The 16,369-nt window shown below is 42.9% G+C and carries 17 protein-coding genes, 2 pseudogenes and 1 other annotated feature; all 19 genes and pseudogenes read left to right on the top strand.

Annotated features, from left to right (window positions below):
* The first annotated feature begins 151 nt into the window (after positions 1-151).
* The 19 genes and pseudogenes from CU635_RS22605 (at position 152) to rpmA (ending at position 16,263) form a co-directional block, all read left to right on the top strand.
* On the top strand, positions 152-484 hold the full coding sequence (locus CU635_RS22605) for a type IV pilus biogenesis protein PilM (RefSeq protein ID WP_101579610.1): 333 nt from the start codon (positions 152-154) through the stop codon (positions 482-484).
* 2 nt (positions 485-486) lie between these two features.
* On the top strand, positions 487-1,152 hold the full coding sequence (locus CU635_RS22600) for a fimbrial assembly protein (RefSeq protein WP_101579609.1): 666 nt from the start codon (positions 487-489) through the stop codon (positions 1,150-1,152).
* A complete protein-coding gene (locus tag CU635_RS22595; protein WP_101579608.1) occupies positions 1,149-1,925 on the top strand; it encodes a pilus assembly protein PilO in 777 nt (258 codons plus the stop codon). Before CU635_RS22600 ends, CU635_RS22595 begins: the two co-directional genes overlap by 4 nt.
* Before the next feature lie 183 nt (positions 1,926-2,108).
* Positions 2,109-3,161 (top strand): stage II sporulation protein B, encoded by a 1,053-nt coding sequence (locus tag CU635_RS22590; protein ID WP_101579607.1) that lies wholly within the window; start codon positions 2,109-2,111, stop codon positions 3,159-3,161.
* A 243-nt stretch (positions 3,162-3,404) separates the two neighbouring features.
* Positions 3,405-3,977 carry a Maf family protein gene (locus tag CU635_RS22585; protein WP_101579606.1) on the top strand — a complete coding sequence of 191 codons (573 nt, stop codon included), beginning with the start codon at positions 3,405-3,407 and terminating at the stop codon, positions 3,975-3,977.
* A 158-nt stretch (positions 3,978-4,135) separates the two neighbouring features.
* Positions 4,136-4,609 (top strand): annotated as a pseudogene (radC, locus tag CU635_RS22580) (RadC family protein); the annotation flags it as partial.
* A 559-nt stretch (positions 4,610-5,168) separates the two neighbouring features.
* Positions 5,169-6,980, top strand: coding sequence for a reverse transcriptase/maturase family protein (locus CU635_RS22575; RefSeq protein ID WP_101579605.1), 1,812 nt, complete (start codon positions 5,169-5,171; stop codon positions 6,978-6,980).
* A gap of 103 nt (positions 6,981-7,083) precedes the next feature.
* Positions 7,084-7,287 (top strand): annotated as a pseudogene (locus CU635_RS22570) (JAB domain-containing protein); the annotation flags it as partial.
* A 244-nt stretch (positions 7,288-7,531) separates the two neighbouring features.
* A complete protein-coding gene (locus CU635_RS22565; RefSeq protein ID WP_101579604.1) occupies positions 7,532-8,554 on the top strand; it encodes a rod shape-determining protein in 1,023 nt (340 codons plus the stop codon).
* A gap of 23 nt (positions 8,555-8,577) precedes the next feature.
* On the top strand, positions 8,578-9,465 hold the full coding sequence (mreC, locus tag CU635_RS22560; protein WP_101579603.1) for a rod shape-determining protein MreC: 888 nt from the start codon (positions 8,578-8,580) through the stop codon (positions 9,463-9,465).
* The gene (gene mreD / locus CU635_RS22555) at positions 9,462-9,977 is read left to right on the top strand and encodes a rod shape-determining protein MreD (RefSeq protein WP_101579602.1); all 516 of its coding nucleotides are present in this window, start codon (positions 9,462-9,464) and stop codon (positions 9,975-9,977) included. The genes mreC and mreD overlap by 4 nt, the downstream gene beginning before the upstream one ends.
* 111 nt (positions 9,978-10,088) lie before the next feature.
* The gene (gene minC, locus CU635_RS22550; RefSeq protein WP_101579601.1) at positions 10,089-10,769 is read left to right on the top strand and encodes a septum site-determining protein MinC; all 681 of its coding nucleotides are present in this window, start codon (positions 10,089-10,091) and stop codon (positions 10,767-10,769) included.
* Position 10,770: 1 nt separating this feature from the next.
* A complete protein-coding gene (minD, locus tag CU635_RS22545; protein WP_101579600.1) occupies positions 10,771-11,574 on the top strand; it encodes a septum site-determining protein MinD in 804 nt (267 codons plus the stop codon).
* Positions 11,575-11,886: 312 nt separating this feature from the next.
* Positions 11,887-12,663, top strand: a complete 777-nt coding sequence (locus CU635_RS22540; RefSeq protein ID WP_101579599.1) for a M23 family metallopeptidase — start codon at positions 11,887-11,889, stop codon at positions 12,661-12,663.
* The gene (locus tag CU635_RS22535) at positions 12,656-13,522 is read left to right on the top strand and encodes a M50 family metallopeptidase (RefSeq protein ID WP_101579598.1); all 867 of its coding nucleotides are present in this window, start codon (positions 12,656-12,658) and stop codon (positions 13,520-13,522) included. Before CU635_RS22540 ends, CU635_RS22535 begins: the two co-directional genes overlap by 8 nt.
* Before the next feature lie 101 nt (positions 13,523-13,623).
* Positions 13,624-15,108, top strand: coding sequence for an Rne/Rng family ribonuclease (locus CU635_RS22530; protein WP_101579597.1), 1,485 nt, complete (start codon positions 13,624-13,626; stop codon positions 15,106-15,108).
* A gap of 101 nt (positions 15,109-15,209) precedes the next feature.
* Positions 15,210-15,293 (top strand) — a sequence feature (ribosomal protein L21 leader region).
* Between the two features lie 13 nt (positions 15,294-15,306).
* Positions 15,307-15,615, top strand: a complete 309-nt coding sequence (gene rplU / locus CU635_RS22525) for a 50S ribosomal protein L21 (protein ID WP_101579596.1) — start codon at positions 15,307-15,309, stop codon at positions 15,613-15,615.
* Between the two features lie 11 nt (positions 15,616-15,626).
* Positions 15,627-15,956 carry a ribosomal-processing cysteine protease Prp gene (locus tag CU635_RS22520; protein ID WP_101579595.1) on the top strand — a complete coding sequence of 110 codons (330 nt, stop codon included), beginning with the start codon at positions 15,627-15,629 and terminating at the stop codon, positions 15,954-15,956.
* 16 nt (positions 15,957-15,972) lie between these two features.
* Positions 15,973-16,263, top strand: coding sequence for a 50S ribosomal protein L27 (gene rpmA, locus CU635_RS22515; RefSeq protein WP_101579594.1), 291 nt, complete (start codon positions 15,973-15,975; stop codon positions 16,261-16,263).
* The last annotated feature ends 106 nt before the right edge of the window (positions 16,264-16,369 follow it).

Genomic DNA, 16,369 nt, shown 5'->3' with positions numbered 1-16,369 from the left:
AACGGCTACGCCATTATCTGGATGAGAAGGGAAATAATTCTCCTACAAACATTTTACTCATACCATCCTGATGATGATCCAGTTTGATCTGCAAACTGTAAATGTCAGCATTTTTGAGAACCATTTACCCGTTTTTATGAGGCATATCGGGATGGACACTGACGCTTCAGCATGGAATTACAAAACGGAACAATTCGAATTGACTGGCAGCAGGAGCGAGGTTCTTAATCCTCTTGAAGACATTTACAAGGAAATTGACCGAGTCATGAATTTCTACCATTACTCTTTAAACCAGGGCAGCCGCCAGGTCACAAAGATTATTGTCGATGGCGACCATCCATGGCTCGATGAAATCTTTGCCGAACTGAACAAGCGCTTTTCTGTGAGGGCGGAGAAAATAACGAATCGAGCGATAACAGGATCACCAGACAAATTATTAACTCCCTTTCACGTCAATCTCGGCTTAGGATTGAAGGAGGTTTAGACATGCTCGCAGATATCAACCTCCTCCCGAAGAAAGAACCAAGAAACAAAACAGCTGCCATTTTGCTGGCTGTCGCGGCTGCTGTACTTATAGCTGGGATAGCGGTCTTTTACTGGCAGCTGGAGGCGCGCAAACAAGATCTGGAATCGATTGAAAATCAGCTCCGCCTAACAAACGGCATCATTGAGGTGGAAGGAAAAAAATTAGCTGATCACCAATCTGTCGATTCAGTAGAAAAATTGGAAACCGCAATTACCCGGGCTGGCGATCAGCGAGTAAATACCGTGTATTTACTGCAGGAGCTGACAAGACTTCTCCCTGAAAGAGGGTTTATTACCGAGTTCGCAATTGATCAGGAATATTTAATCCAACAGGTTGTTCAATTTGATAAAAAAAGCGAGGCTGCCTATTATTTGAACGCTTTAGTAAACGTTGACTGGGTCAAGGAAGCAATCGTGAAGGAAACGAAAGCCGGCGACTGGGATGTTTTGAATAATAATACCGGCGTATCGGATGAAGAGCTTGTAGAAATAGGCAAAAAAGAATATCTGCCAAGATACTATGCTGAATATGAAGTTAAGCTCGATATTCCTGCGTTAAAAAAAGCATATAGTGAGGCAGCCGGCCCTCGAAGTGCCGACGCGGAAGAAGGGGGAGAGACCCCGTGAATCGAGAAGTGACGAAAAAACAAATCCTGATCACCGTTCTCGTGCTATTGCTGTTTGGGGGCATAGCGCTTGGAAGCTATTATGCATTTTTGCTGCCTCTTAATGAACAACTGCAAAGAAAAGAATCCGATTTAAATCTGGCGGAAGGCGAATTAAAAATCATCCAAGAAAGATTGGAACAAATGGATGAAGAACCTCCGTTAAGCACGATGGAGCTACAACGCCGGATGCCGGTGACACGGATGCTTGATCAATTGCTCCTTGATATTGAGAGGGCAGAAATAATTTCAGATACATATGTAAAAGAAATAAGGCTAAACGGGCCGGGGACCGATGAAGAAATCGAGCCCGCCGAAACGGATAATAAAAATATAGCTGACGGTGAAGAGACCGGCGAAGCTAATATCCAAACCAGCAAACGCAGTGAAGAAGCCAGTCATGAAGCTCTTCCGAACGGGATGAAAAAAACAACCGTAGTGATTGCCGGAGAAGCGGATACTTACTTTGAGATGGAAAGTTTTATTGAAGTGATCGAAGGCTTAAAAAGAATCGTCAATGTGGAACAATTACAATTCACTGCGCCGGAGGAGATCTATTCTGTAGAGCAGACACCCGGGCTGCTTGAGTTTGAATTAACGATCGCAGCTTATTATTATCCCGGGCTGGAAGACCTGAAGAAAGAACTGCCGCCCCTCGCCGCTCCTGAACAATCGAATAAGAAAGACCCGACCAGCCGTTTTTCCGAAAAGAACGCAAACCATAATCAGCCTTAAATATGAATGGTTTGCGCGAAAAAAAAGAAATATATTGAAAGAGGAACCGGCTCATCTGCCCTTGACGCCTCACGAAAAATTTGACGAAAGCATTCAGTAACAAGACGACAAAAGTCTTGTTATTTTTTTTATCCGGTATGTTAGGATGAAACAAATCTGCATCGACTGGAGGGAGAGCAAGCAGTGGACAAGCATGAAAATGGCAAAACGATTACGATCAAAATAAACGGCAGTGACCGTCCCTATAAGGAAAATTCGCAAAATCAAGATCAGGCAAGCCATGTAAACAAAGCTCCAGCCGATTTTTCAAAAATACCTCCACACGAAGAAGCAGCGGCCGGGCGGGAGACGGTTGATGAAAGCTTCGATTGGATTCTTCCTGATCCGGATTTTGAACAGGACATAAAGGAATATACAATTGAAGATATGACGAAGCAAAAGAAACAAAGTGGCTGGAACGCCTTTAAACAAAAGACAGGCCCGAAAATTTCGAAGAGGGATTTCTCTTCGCTCTTTTGGTCTGTTTTTTTTGCTGTGCTGCTGGGAGTGAGCCTTGGCTTCATCATGCTAAAATTGGTCGCAACAGAACAGGCAGTTAAGGATGCTCCAACTGGACAAGAAGCGAACCAGGGCGGGCAGGAACAGGCTGGCAAAGGTACAGCAACAGCCTCGGTTGCACCGATAACAACGTTTGTGGTTCAAGAAGGCGTTTATACAACCACCGATGCAGCAAAAGCAGCTTTGGCAGCAGCCGAGCAGAAGGGGGCTGTTGGAAAAATAATTGAAATGAATGGACAAGCCTTTCTTTTTCTCGCAGTGGCAGACAGCCTTAAGGCTGCAAAAAGCATCGGGATAAATCTGCAGAAACAAGGATTAAAAATATATGCCAAGCCACTGGAAATCGGGGGCGAAGAAGCAAGCGGCTTAACGGAAGGGGAAGTAAAGCTGCTCGAGATCACTGCTTCAGTCTACTCCGATGTTGCGACAGCCGGCACTCATGCAACCCTTTCCCAGTCCTTGGATGCTGCACTAACTGACAAAGTCAATACACACACACAAACATTGCGCAATATTCCTGCTGATGCATTGCAGAATGATCAGATCAAAACACTCAAAGTTGAACTGGAAAATGGCTTGCAGCAAGCACAACTTTATGGAAAATCTCCAGGTACTGATTCACAACAAGCTTTACAGAAAAGTTTGCTTTCTGTTCTTGCAGCTTATAATGCTCTGTAAATCATAATCGAATAGTATATTTTCTGGGAAATAGGACAAATTATCAGAGTCTGCTCATACTTTTGGCAGGCTCTTCATTTAGTTTTGGAAGACTAGCAAAACCGTGTTGATTAGCGTAAGTCGGAAAAAAAGCAGAAAAACTTCCTATTTTCTTCTTTTTCAATTGTTAGAAACAGGGAAGTTTGGTACGATAAGCTTGTATCTCTCTAATGATCATGCAATTGTGAAGGTAAGGTGATTTCAATGCAGCGCCTCATTTTAGCCTCTTCTTCTCCACGGCGAAAAGAACTCCTTGAAAATCTTCATCTGGAATTCGAAATCTCAGGCAGTGATGTTGATGAAAGCTATGATCCGGAGTTAAGTCCGGAGGAGATCGTCACCGAGCTTGCCGATCGAAAAGCTCGCTTTGTCGCCAGGAAATTTCCGTCTGCTTTTATCCTTGGTTCAGATACGATTGTTGTCTCTGGAGGAAAAGTACTTGGAAAACCTGAGGACGAAGCTGACGCGGTCTCGATGCTAAGGCAGCTATCGGGTAAAACCCATGCTGTTTTTACAGGCGTATCGATTATTGGCAATGAAAAAAACGTAAAGTTCTATGAAAAAACCGATGTGACGTTTTGGGAGTTAACCGATGACGAAATCAAAACGTATATAAACAGCGGTGAACCGTTTGATAAGGCAGGTTCATATGGAATACAGGGTCTTGGAAGCATGCTTGTCAAAGAGATTAGCGGCGATTTTTTTTCCGTAATGGGATTGCCGGTCTCCAGAACGGTTCGAGAATTAAGAAAGGCAGGCTTCGAATTACCGTTTTAAGTCTGTTTTGTTAGGTGGCTGCAACTGCATCCCGAAAAACACATGAATTTGACTGTAGCTTTCTAACGAGCAGTTTTAGGCGATTTTCGTTGCTGCCCTGGTAGCTCTCCCTCGTCACAATCGGCGAACAGGGAGGAATTTAATTGAGCACAGAATTAATGATTAGAGATTTTCCCGCGGATGAACGTCCCCGCGAGCGCTTTGTCCAGAATGGCCCGGAAAACTTGTCAAACCACGAGCTGCTGGCGCTGTTGCTGCGAACTGGCTCAAAGCAGGAATCTGTCCTGCAACTGGCAAACAGGGTTTTATCCAGTTTTGAAGGTCTGAGGCTGTTAAAGGATGCTTCATTAGAAGAAATTACAGCTATCAAAGGAATCGGAACGGCAAAAGCGATCCAGGTCCTCGCAGCTGTTGAGCTTGGCAGGCGGATCGCCAATCTTTGCTACGATGACCGTTATGTGATCCGCTCCCCTGAGGACGGTGCGAAATTCTTAATGAATGATATGAGATTTCTGTCCCAGGAGCATTTTGTTTGTCTTTACCTCAATACAAAAAACCAGGTGCTGCATAGGCAGACAATCTTTATCGGGAGCTTGAATGCCTCGATCGTTCACCCTAGGGAGGTTGTGCGCCCATAAGGGCTTTAGAAAATCTGCTTTAGCAAAGCAGTAGGGAAATATCACAAATTTATACCCTATCATCAGCCATCTTATCCGTAAGGGAAACTGAGCGGGGAGTGTAGCATGTTGGCAAAGCCATAAGTTGTCTAGTTACCAAGGCACGACTGAATGGCGAGATGAAATTCATAGACAAGGATGAAAGCTGAATTGCTTGAATGATAGCTCAAGGAGGACTACGGGGACCCTCAGCGGGAGGTAACGATAAACGCTGTGTGAAGTATGCATGTTCCTTAAAAACTTCGAGGAACATGAAGTGATACTACTTCGTCCAACTTCTATATGGAAGAAACGAGCGAAAGTCACATCCGAAACTATGAAAAGCTATGTTTCTAAATGTCTAAATGGGGATTGTCTAAGTTGGAAAGCCAATAATGGCTATGACAATAGTGTCTGAATATCCAATATGGCAACGGAGCTCTCGTAGTAGTCCGAGATAGGGAAAGCCTATTACATGGCGAAGGAGAGTAGTTTATCGAGTTTAATACAAAATTGGGAAGGAGCGTGAGGCTCTATGAGAAATCCGAAAGTAGTATTAAACAGTCTAACTTCCAAAACAAACGATAAGAACTATGATTTCCAGCGACTGTATCGAAATCTCTATAACATTGAGTTCTTCCTAGACGCATATGACAAAATCTACCCTAATAAAGGTAGCAACATCAAAGGAATCAATGAGGATACCATAGATGGAATGAGTTTAAAGAGAATAAATGCTCTTATTGAAAAACTCAGAAATCAGACATACCAACCGAATCCTGCACGAAGAATCTATATCCCAAAAAAGAATGGGAAACTAAGACCATTAGGATTACCAACCTTTGAGGACAAATTAGTTCAAGAAGTAGCTAAAAGAATTCTTGAAAGTATCTATGAACCTAATTTCTCTGAAAACTCACATGCCTTTCGACCAAACAGAAGCTGTCATACTGCTCTTAAACAAATTAAAAATACCTTCACAGGCACCAGGTGGTTTATTGAAGGTGACATAAAAGGTTTCTTTGATAATATCGACCATCATACTCTCATTAACATTTTGAGAAAAAGAATCAAGGATGAAAAATTTATCAACTTGATTTGGAAATTTTTGCGTGCTGGTTATGTGGAAGATTGGGTTTTTCATAAAACATTTAGTGGGACCCCACAAGGTGGAATTATAAGCCCGATACTCTCGAATATTTACCTTAATGAATTAGACCACTTCATAGAAGAATATACTTCAACATTCAACAATGGTGATAAAAGAAGACATAATATTGTCTATCATAACTTGGCATCAAAAATTAACTATCGAAAATACAAAAATAAACATGAATGGTCAAAATTAGGTAAAGAAACACGAACTGAAAGAGCAAATGAAGTAAAGCAGCTGTATAAAGAGCTAATTACAAATGATAGCAAAGACCTGTTTGACCCAAACTACCGTAGAATGAAATATGTGAGGTACGCAGATGATTTCCTGATTGGTGTCATTGCAAGTAAAGAAGAAACAGAAAAAATCAAGCGGGATTTAACTGAATTTCTCGCAAAAAAACTAAAACTTGAACTAAGTGCGGAGAAGACGTTGATCACTCACAGTAAAAACAACGCTAGGTTTCTTGGTTATGATATAAGAATAGCAAGAGATTGGCAAACAATGAAAATGCCTAACGGCACTCAAAAAAGGAAATTTAACTTTCAAGCCAAACTTTTTGTCCCCCATGAGAAATACATCAAAAAACTCATTAGTCTAGGTGCCTTAAGTCTTGGAAAAAATAATCAGTGGAAACCAATTCACAGGACAAATTTACTCCACAGCGATGACTTGGAAATTATAAGACAATACAATGCGGAAATAAGAGGACTGTATAATTACTACAGATTGGCGAGTAACGTACATGTTCTCCAATCCTTTCGTCAAACGATGAAATTTAGCATGATTAAGACTTATGCAAATAAATACAAAAGTACCGTTAGCAAAACAATAAACAAATTTTCAATAAACGGTAAATTTGGTATTCGTTATGAGACGAAAGAAGGAAAACGTATTGCATATTTCATTGACCAAAGAATGGAGAAGAATACTAGGATAAATAGTGAAGAGGTTGATATAGAACCGAAAACAGTAAAATATGGTGGCAGGACAAGCCTTGTCGAACGCCTTTTAGAAGATAAGTGTGAATGGTGTGGAGCGGAGAACACACCATTAGAAATGCATCATGTCAATAAACTTAAGAACCTAAAAGGGAAAAAGCGATGGGAGCAGTTCATGATTGCAAGGAATCGCAAAACAATTGCAATGTGTGAAAAATGCCACCATGACCTTCACAATGGGAAGTTAGATTGATAAATGGAAAGCCGTATACTCTGAGAGGAGTACGTACGGTTTGGAGGGGAGTTCTCGGAAACCTACTTAGGAAACTAAGAAAGGCACTGGGTTCTTACCCTACTTCAAAGAAGCTTTCCGGAGGTCGGCAGCATCGATTATTTGTGTGCATAACCATCCTTCCGGCGATCCGTCACCGAGCAGGGAGGATATCGAAGTCACAAAGCGCCTCGCCGAATGCGGGAAAATAATCGGCATTGAAATGCTTGATCATTTAATTATCGGAGAAAATAAATTTGTCAGCCTCAAAGAAAAAGGGTATTTATGACACTAGGTTTTTATTTGACGATAAGCTATAATATTGTTTATGATTTTTGCAGGCTGGATTAAGACTGTAAACCATCCAGTATCGCCATTCAGGTGAATTTTAAAACGTTAAAACTATCGTTGCACCGGCCTTTTCGCCCTTGTTCGCAGCGTTCTTTCGACAATAAAGGATAAGCGGGTAAATGAAAACCGGATAAACATCTTATTTGCATTTTGCTTAAGTATCAGAAAGGGAGATATAATTTATGTTTGGAATTGGGACAAGAGATCTTGGAATCGATTTGGGCACAGCGAATACCCTGGTATATGTTAAAGGCAAAGGAATCGTCCTCAGGGAGCCTTCCGTTGTCGCGCTGCAAACAGATACAAAACACATTGTGGCGGTCGGAAACGATGCGAAAAACATGATTGGACGTACACCGGGCAATGTCGTCGCATTAAGGCCAATGAAAGACGGCGTAATTGCTGATTATGAAACAACCGCTACAATGATGAAATATTACATTAATCAGGCAACCAAAAACAAAGGCTGGTTTGCCGGAAAGCCATATGTAATGATCTGTGTGCCGTCAGGAATTACTGCTGTGGAAGAGCGTGCTGTCATTGACGCCACGCGCCAGGCGGGAGCACGGGACGCTTATCCCATAGAGGAACCGTTCGCAGCTGCCATCGGTGCCAACCTGCCTGTTTGGGAACCTACAGGTAGCATGGTTGTTGATATCGGCGGCGGGACAACCGAAGTGGCAATCATTTCATTGGGCGGGATCGTTACAAGCCAATCGATTCGTATTGCCGGGGATGAGATGGATGATGCGATTATCAACTATATCCGCAAAAATTACAATTTAATGATCGGTGAGAGAACTGCTGAAATGATTAAACTCGAAATAGGCTCAGCCGGAGATCCGGAAGGCATAGGCAACATGGAAATCCGCGGCCGTGACCTGTTAACCGGTTTGCCAAAAACAATGGAGATAACTGCTGAAGAGATTGCCAGAGCTTTGCATGACACAGTTTATTCGATCGTTGACGCTGTTAAGCTGACACTTGAAAAAACTCCGCCGGAATTGGCTGCAGATATTATGGACCGGGGAATTGTTTTGACAGGCGGCGGTGCGCTGTTGAAAAATCTCGACAAGGTGATAAGCGATGAAACAAAAATGCCGGTCTTAATTGCCGAGAACCCGCTCGATTGTGTTGCAATCGGAACGGGAAAAGCGCTTGACCATATTCATTTATTTAAAACAAGAGCGAAGGATTCTCGCTAATGCTGATCGTAGAGGTGTAAGTCATGCCACAGTTCTTTTTTAATAAACGTTTGATTTTACTGCTCGTCAGTATCATTGTTCTCGTGGCATTGATTGGATTTTCTTTAAGGGAAAGAGATCAATTAACCTGGCCGGAGCAGTTCATCAAGGACACAACCGGCTGGGTGCAATCCCTTGTTTCAAGACCGGCCCACTATGTTGCCGGATTTTTTGAAAATGTGCACGATTTGCAAAATACATATCATGAAAACAAAGAATTGAAAGCACGGCTAGATGATTTGACTAAGCTTGAAGTAGAGGTACAGGAACTTCAAAAGGAAAACAAAGAGCTTAATGAAATACTCGGCAAGAAAGAATCGTTGCGGGATTATGAACCAAAGCAGGCGACGGTAATTGGAAGAAACCCGGATCGCTGGCACGAACTGCTGATTATCAATAAAGGGAAAACGGATGGAATCGAGCCCGACATGGCGGTTATCACGGCAACAGGGCTGATCGGCAAGGTGAAAAGTGTCAACGGATTATCGTCAACCGTGCAGCTGCTGAGTTCAATGGACCCGACAAACCGGATTTCGGCTTCGGTGTTTGGCGAAGGAGAAAAACCATACCACGGAACGATTGAAGGCTACGATAAAGAACAAGAATTGCTTCTATTAAAAAATATCCCTTTTGATGCTAAAATAGAAAAAGACAAGATTGTCACTTCGTCAGGATTTGGTGGCGTGTTTCCGGGCGGGCTTGAGATTGGCAAGGTTGTTGACGTGAAGCCGGATCAGTTTGGCCTCACCCAAACCGTTTATGTGAAGCCAAGCGCAAACCTTTATGATATTCAGCATGTGATGGTCGCGAAGCGCAGCATTACAAGGCCTGAATTAACGGACATGGCAGATGGCGAGGAGGAGGAACTGTGAGAAGATTCCTTATTCCTGTTTTATTGATGTTCTTTTTTGTGATTGAAAGTACATTTGTAGAATTGCTTCCTGCAGAAATCTTTAACAGTGAGCGTATTCTCGTACCGCGTTTTTTGATGATTGCTCTGTTTTTCTTGACGATTTATGGTAGCGTTAAGCATGGAATCATTTATGCGCTGATTTTTGGCGGACTTTTTGATATTGTTTATACAGAGATTATCGGAATCTATTTGTTCCTGTTTCCGGTCATGGCGTATATCGTTTCGAGAATAATGAAGGTTCTGCATGCGAATATTATTATCATGACATTTGTGTCGCTGTTCGGAGTTGCCCTGCTTGAGCTTTCTGTATATGGAGCCAATTTATTAATCAACCGGACAAATATCGATTTTTCAATGTTTACTTTTCTAAGATGGCTGCCAACATTGGTGTTAAATTTAGCATTCACGATCATTGCTGCTTTTCCATTGAAAAAGCAGTTTGAAAGGTTTGCGGAATATTTAAAAGATTAATTGCTAAAATCGGCCTCTGTGCCGCTAGACCTTTTACTCTAAATAAAAGTGGCAAGAAGGAGTTTCGGCATATTCTGTCGAAATCTTTTCTATTGAGGTGAACTTGCTGACATGAAAAAAATGCAAAATGTTACGATTAAAGGAACAAAGGACGGGCTAACGCTTCATCTCGATGATTCTTGTTCTTATGAGGCTTTAAAGAGGGAGATGGACGAAAAGCTTTCCGTGAGCTATCGGGGGAATGAGGATAATCACCTTATCTCCGTAAAGGTGAAGGTGGGCAACCGCTATTTGACCGAAACACAAAAAGAAGAAATGAAAGAGCTTATCCGTCACAAAAAAAACCTCGTTGTCGAAGAAATACAGTCGAATGTTATTACGATTGAAGAGGCAAACCGCTTAAAAGCCGCCAGTGAAATTTTTCCGATTACAAGCATTGTCCGCTCTGGCCAAATTCTTGAAGTGCCAGGAGATTTACTGCTGATTGGCGATGTCAATCCCGGAGGAACAGTTGCAGCCGGAGGCAATATCTTTGTTATGGGTGCTTTAAAAGGAATGGCCCATGCAGGACGGTCGGGAAACGGACAGGCAGTGATTGCCGCTTCGGTGATGAAGCCTTCCCAATTGAGGATCAATGATTGTATCAATCGTGCCCCAGACCAATATCCGGAAGGGGATAAGCGGGAAATGGAATGCGCATACATAAATGAAAATCAGCAAATCGTTGTTGATAGATTGCAAGCTTTAGTTCAGCTTAGACCTGAGTTAACTAGATTGGAAGGGGGACGATAGTATGGGAGAGGCAATAGTAGTGACATCCGGTAAAGGGGGAGTTGGCAAAACAACAACTTCTGCCAACCTGGGAACGGCTTTGGCCCTGCAAGGAAAGCGTGTATGCCTGGTTGATACCGACATCGGCCTTCGCAACCTGGATGTTGTAATGGGACTGGAAAACCGGATTATTTATGATCTGGTTGATGTGGTCGAAGGAAGATGCAAGATTCATCAAGCACTTGTTAAAGATAAACGGTTTGAAGACAAGCTTTACCTTCTTCCAGCAGCGCAAACAAGTGACAAATCGGCTGTTCAGCCCGAACAAATGAGGAAGCTTGTTGATGAGCTAAAACAGGACTACGACTATATTGTTATCGATTGCCCTGCCGGAATCGAACAGGGCTATAAAAACGCTGTCGCCGGTGCTGATAAGGCAATTGTCGTAACCACTCCGGAAGTATCGGCTGTCCGCGATGCAGACAGGATCATCGGGCTGCTCGAGAAAGAAGAAAACGTTGAATCACCGAAGCTCGTCATTAACAGGATTCGCAGCCATATGATGAAAAATGGTGATATGCTCGATGTCGATGAAATTACATCCCATTTATCGATTGACTTGATTGGCATTGTTGCCGATGATGATGAAGTGATAAAAGCTTCCAATCACGGTGAACCAATCGTACTAAATCCGAACAGCAGAGCTTCAATCGCATATCGGAATATAGCCCGCCGCATTTTAGGCGAGTCTGTTCCGCTTCAGCCTCTTGAAGAAACCGACAACGGTGTTTTTTCAAAATTAAAACGCTTTTTTGGCGTAAAGTAGATATAAAATTCATATCTTGATTTTCGAACCGGGGGTAGTCCCGGTTTTTTATATTTGAATGAATTTCATAAAGCAATTCTTTAATTGAAAAACAAACAGTTATATAAACAAAAGATAGTATTCATTTTTCCGGTTTAGTTTATTACATTGTGAAATTTACTTATTTACATAGAGCCGGATTTAGGATTGAAACGCGGGGGTTATCATTAAAACAGTCAACCTTTCAGGGACGATCTCTCGACGAAAAGTCATACTCGTGACGGACAACTCATACACTTGTACAAACTGGTGTAAGGGATTGGTGGGGATAAAATGCGTTCCAGAGCCGATGATATTCGAAAAAGGATTGCAAGGAGAAAGAGAGAAAGAGACAAGTTAACCGAACATAATCCGGTACATCCGCTTTGGGCTGAAGATGAGGAACGGTACGGGTTTGAGAAAATTTCCTCATTTGAAAGCGGACGGGGCGACGGGGAGCACCCCCTGTTCCGCAAGGAATTTTTCCTGTTTAAAATATTGGCTTCCGCCTGTCTTGTTTTAATGATGGCGATCATTTTCCGCAGCGAGGCTGGATCTTTGGAGCCGGTCCGCAGTTTTGTCAAAAAATCCATGAATGATGATTTTCAATTTGCGGCTGTCTCGGAATGGTATGAACAGCAATTTGGAAAACCGCTTGCCCTACTCCCTTTTAAAGAAGACTCGGGTAAAGACAAAACGGAAAAATTAGATTCCGAATATGCGCTGCCGGCCTCAGGGAAAATCCTTGAGGATTTCGATGTAAACGGGCAGGGGGTCATGATTGAGACGGGTGTTGGAGCGGCGGTACAGGCCATGAACGAAGGCTTCGTAAATTTCGCCGGCGAAAAAGAGGGATTCGGAAAAACGGTGATTATCCAGCATGGTGATACAAGCCAATCCTGGTACGCAAATCTGGAAGAGATTGATGTGGAATTATATGATTTTATTGAGAAAGGATCCACGGTCGGAACAGTCTCACAAGGGACTGACGGCTCAAAAGGTGTCTTTTATTTTGCCATAAAAAAAGGGGATAATTTTGTCGATCCTGTCCCGGTGATCCGCTTTGAATAAAATTATCGCGTTGTGCAAACTGGTTCATATCCATGCATTGCTGTGGCTTATCATCGCGTTAGCGGTTGTGACCGGACATTTTATAGAGCTATCCATGCTGCTGCTGATTATTTTTGTTCATGAAATGGGGCATGCGGCGGCGGCCTCTTTTTTTTCCTGGCGGATAACACGGATTTCGCTTCTTCCATTTGGGGGTGTAGCGGAGATGGAAGAGCACGGAAATCGTCCGCTTAAGGAAGAAGCGGTCGTGGTCCTGGCTGGCCCTTTACAGCATATTTGGCTTGCCCTGCTCGCATTTCTTTTCTATAAGGCTGCCTGGTTGCCAGAGCATTGGTTTTGGCTGTTTATCGATTACAATTTAATGGTGGTTATTTTTAATTTACTGCCAATCTGGCCATTAGACGGTGGCAAGCTTGTATTTTTGTTGCTGTCGCTGCGAGATCCATTTCCATTAGCCCATAAACGAACGCTGTTGGCGTCGGTTATCGGTATCGCCATTTTTACCGCAATCGTATTATTCACAGTACCAGGCAATTTAAACGTTTGGATCGTCGTTGGCTTTCTGCTGTTCTCTCTTCATGGGGAGTGGAAACAAAAACAGTACGTGTTTATGAGATTTTTGCTTGAACGCCATTATGGGAAAAATAGTGAGTTTCGCAGCTTAAAACCTTTAAAAGTAAATGAAGAAGAGCTTATCATAAACGTACTTGAACGGTTTCAAAGAGGCTGTAAGCACCCGGTTATCATCGAAAAAAATGGCAAAGAACAGGGTTTATTGGATGAAACTGAGCTTTTGCATGCTTATTTTTCAGAAAAGCTTCTGTCTGCGAGGATTGGTGATTTGCTTTATCCGTATTAGGAGTAGGATAATTGTTAAGGAAGTGGTTTAAACAGATTTTCATCCGGATGGATCCCCGAACTTGAACAGGATGAGCAAAAAGAAAAAGTGAGGAAGAAACTTTGGATAAATTGATTGTTAATTATGGTGTGAGGGAAAAACGATTTGCGCTTTTAAAAGGGAACCGTATCGATCGCTTATTTATCGAACAGCCGAAATCGCGGTCTGCTGTCGGCAGAATCTATTTAGGAATCGTTACGAAGGTTCTGCCGGGAATGAATGCCGCGTTTATTGACATTGGTGAAAACCGTGCTGGTTATTTGCATCGTGACAAGCTGCCTTCCTACGTCCTGTCCAATGAAGAAAAGGGCTTGAAGCAGAACAGCCCTATTTCGGCGTTTGTTCACCAGGGCGAAAGGCTGCTCGTCCAAATTGAGAAGGATGCAGCCGGGTCGAAAGGACCGCGGCTGACCGGAATTATCGAGCTTCACGGTGACGGGCTTGTCTACATGCCGAACGGTAAATATGTAGCTGTTTCGCAAAAGCTGCCTGATGAAGTACGGGAAAAATGGCGTCAATTCGGGCACCAGATAAAAAGGGAGCAGGAAGGGCTTATTTTTCGGACTGCATGTGCCGGCATGGCGAGTGATGATGTTGCTTTGGAGCTGGACGGATTGCGAAACCGGTATGAACTGCTGCAAGCGCAAGAACAAGCGCTGAAAAAGCCGGGCGTACTCGTCGAAAATGAGCCATTTATCGAAGAGCTTTATGCAGAATTGAAAAAAGCCGAACCCGTTGAAATCGTGGTCGATGATTTCGCTCTTAAAAAGAAACTTGTCACTTTTCTATCGACTGGGAGCGATCGTGCAGAAGTGTCTCTTTATACCGGAAATGCGAACATTTTCGCTGAATATAAAATCGAGCAAGAGATTGAAAAGGCGTTAAAAAGAATGGTTTGGCTCGACAACGGCGCTTATTTAATTTTTGATGAAGCAGAGGCTCTGACGATTATCGACGTGAATACTGGGAAGTTTTCCGGCAAGCATGATCTTCAAAGAACCGTTGTCGAAACCAACCTGCTGGCAGCACGGGAAATTGCCAGGCAAATCCGGCTCCGTGACATCGGCGGAATAATTTTAATCGATTTTATTGATATGGACTTTGATGAAGACCGGGACGATGTGCTTCGAATAATAAAGGCTGAGCTTGCTAAAGATGAACGGAGGACAAGGGTCATCGGCTTTACGAAGCTTGGAATTTTGCAGCTGACCCGCAAGAAGACAAAGCAGTCGATTCTTGAAGCTTTGACGATAAAATGCCCGGAATGTGAGGGGAGCGGCAGAGTCATCAGTGCGGAAACGGCCGCTTTCCGGCTCGAACGGGAGCTGTGGGAGTACCGTTTGTCTGACTATGAAGCGGTTCTTGTGCATGCTTCTGAATCAGTTAAGAAAGTATTTTCCGGAGAACACGGCGAGCACATAGAACGGCTCGAATCAGCATTAGGGATAAAAATATTCTTTTTAAGTGCTAATTCTGAAAAACCTCACTATGACATCCGTCAATTTGGAAAAAGAGAAGAAATTCAAGAAAAAGCAGAGCGATCATGACAATTATTTTTTAGTATTCTTCACTCTTTGGAATGTTATTGTGACGGGTTGACAAGACTTGTGGAATATGATATTATTTTTCATGTTATGTTTGTAGCGCACCCGTGCTACAACCGCTCAGAACAGGTTGAAAGTTTTTGCACTTCTTTGCAAAACGCCTGATGATGGCGAGTCTTAGTCTATAAGGAGGTGCAGTTCATGTACGCAATTATCGAAACTGGCGGGAAGCAAGTCAAAGTAGAAGAAGGTCAAGCGATCTTCATCGAAAAGCTTAACGCTGAGGCAGGCGAAACGGTTACTTTTGAGAAGGTTCTTTTCGTTGGCGGCGAGAATGTAAAAGTAGGCAGTCCATTAGTGGAAGGTGTTACAGTTACAGGAAAAGTTGAAAAACAAGGCCGTCAAAAGAAAATCATTGTCTTCAAGTATAAGGCAAAGAAAAACAACCGTAAAAAGCAAGGTCATCGTCAGCCGTATACAAAAGTTGTGATTGAAAAAATCAACGCGTAAGGTTAAATCAGATGATTAAAATTACGATTAATCGTAGCGAAACCGGAATGATTCAATCATTTATCGTGAGTGGACATGCTGAATTTGCTGATCCCGGGGAAGACATTGTCTGTGCAGGTATTTCTGCTGTGTCCTTTGGATCTGTTAATTCAATTATTGGTTTAACGGGCATTGAACCTGTTATCGAACAAGGAGAGAATGGTTTTCTCCGATGTGAAATTCCCGGGGATCTCCCGGTTGAAACACAAGAGAAAGTGCAATTGCTCCTTGAAGGCATGGTCATTTCATTGCAAACCATTGAAAGAGATTACGGAAATTATATAAAAATTAACTTCAGATAACTAGGAGGTGGAACAAATGTTAAGATTAGATCTTCAGTTTTTCGCTTCTAAAAAGGGAGTAGGTTCTACAAAGAACGGACGTGACTCAATCTCCAAGCGCCTAGGCGCTAAGCGTGCAGACGGTCAATTCGTTAGCGGCGGTTCAATTCTTTACCGTCAGCGTGGTACAAAAATCTACGCTGGAGTAAACGTAGGCCGTGGCGGCGACGATACCCTATTCGCTAAAGTTGATGGAGTTGTCAAGTTTGAACGTGTAGGTCGTGACCGCAAACAAGTGAGCGTATATCCAGCAGCTCAAGAAGCGTAAGCTTCCTGACGAAAACTCTAACCGTGAAGGTTAGAGTTTTTTATTTACGCGTGCCCAGCAAGCCGTTAATTGCTAGTTGGTGAAAGTCCAACCCGAGTAAGTGTCA

Origin of the sequence: Bacillus canaveralius, assembly GCF_002860125.1 — a bacterium.
GTDB lineage: Bacteria > Bacillota > Bacilli > Bacillales > Cytobacillaceae > Bacillus_BJ > Bacillus_BJ canaveralius.
This window is presented reverse-complemented; position numbering and strand designations above follow the sequence as displayed.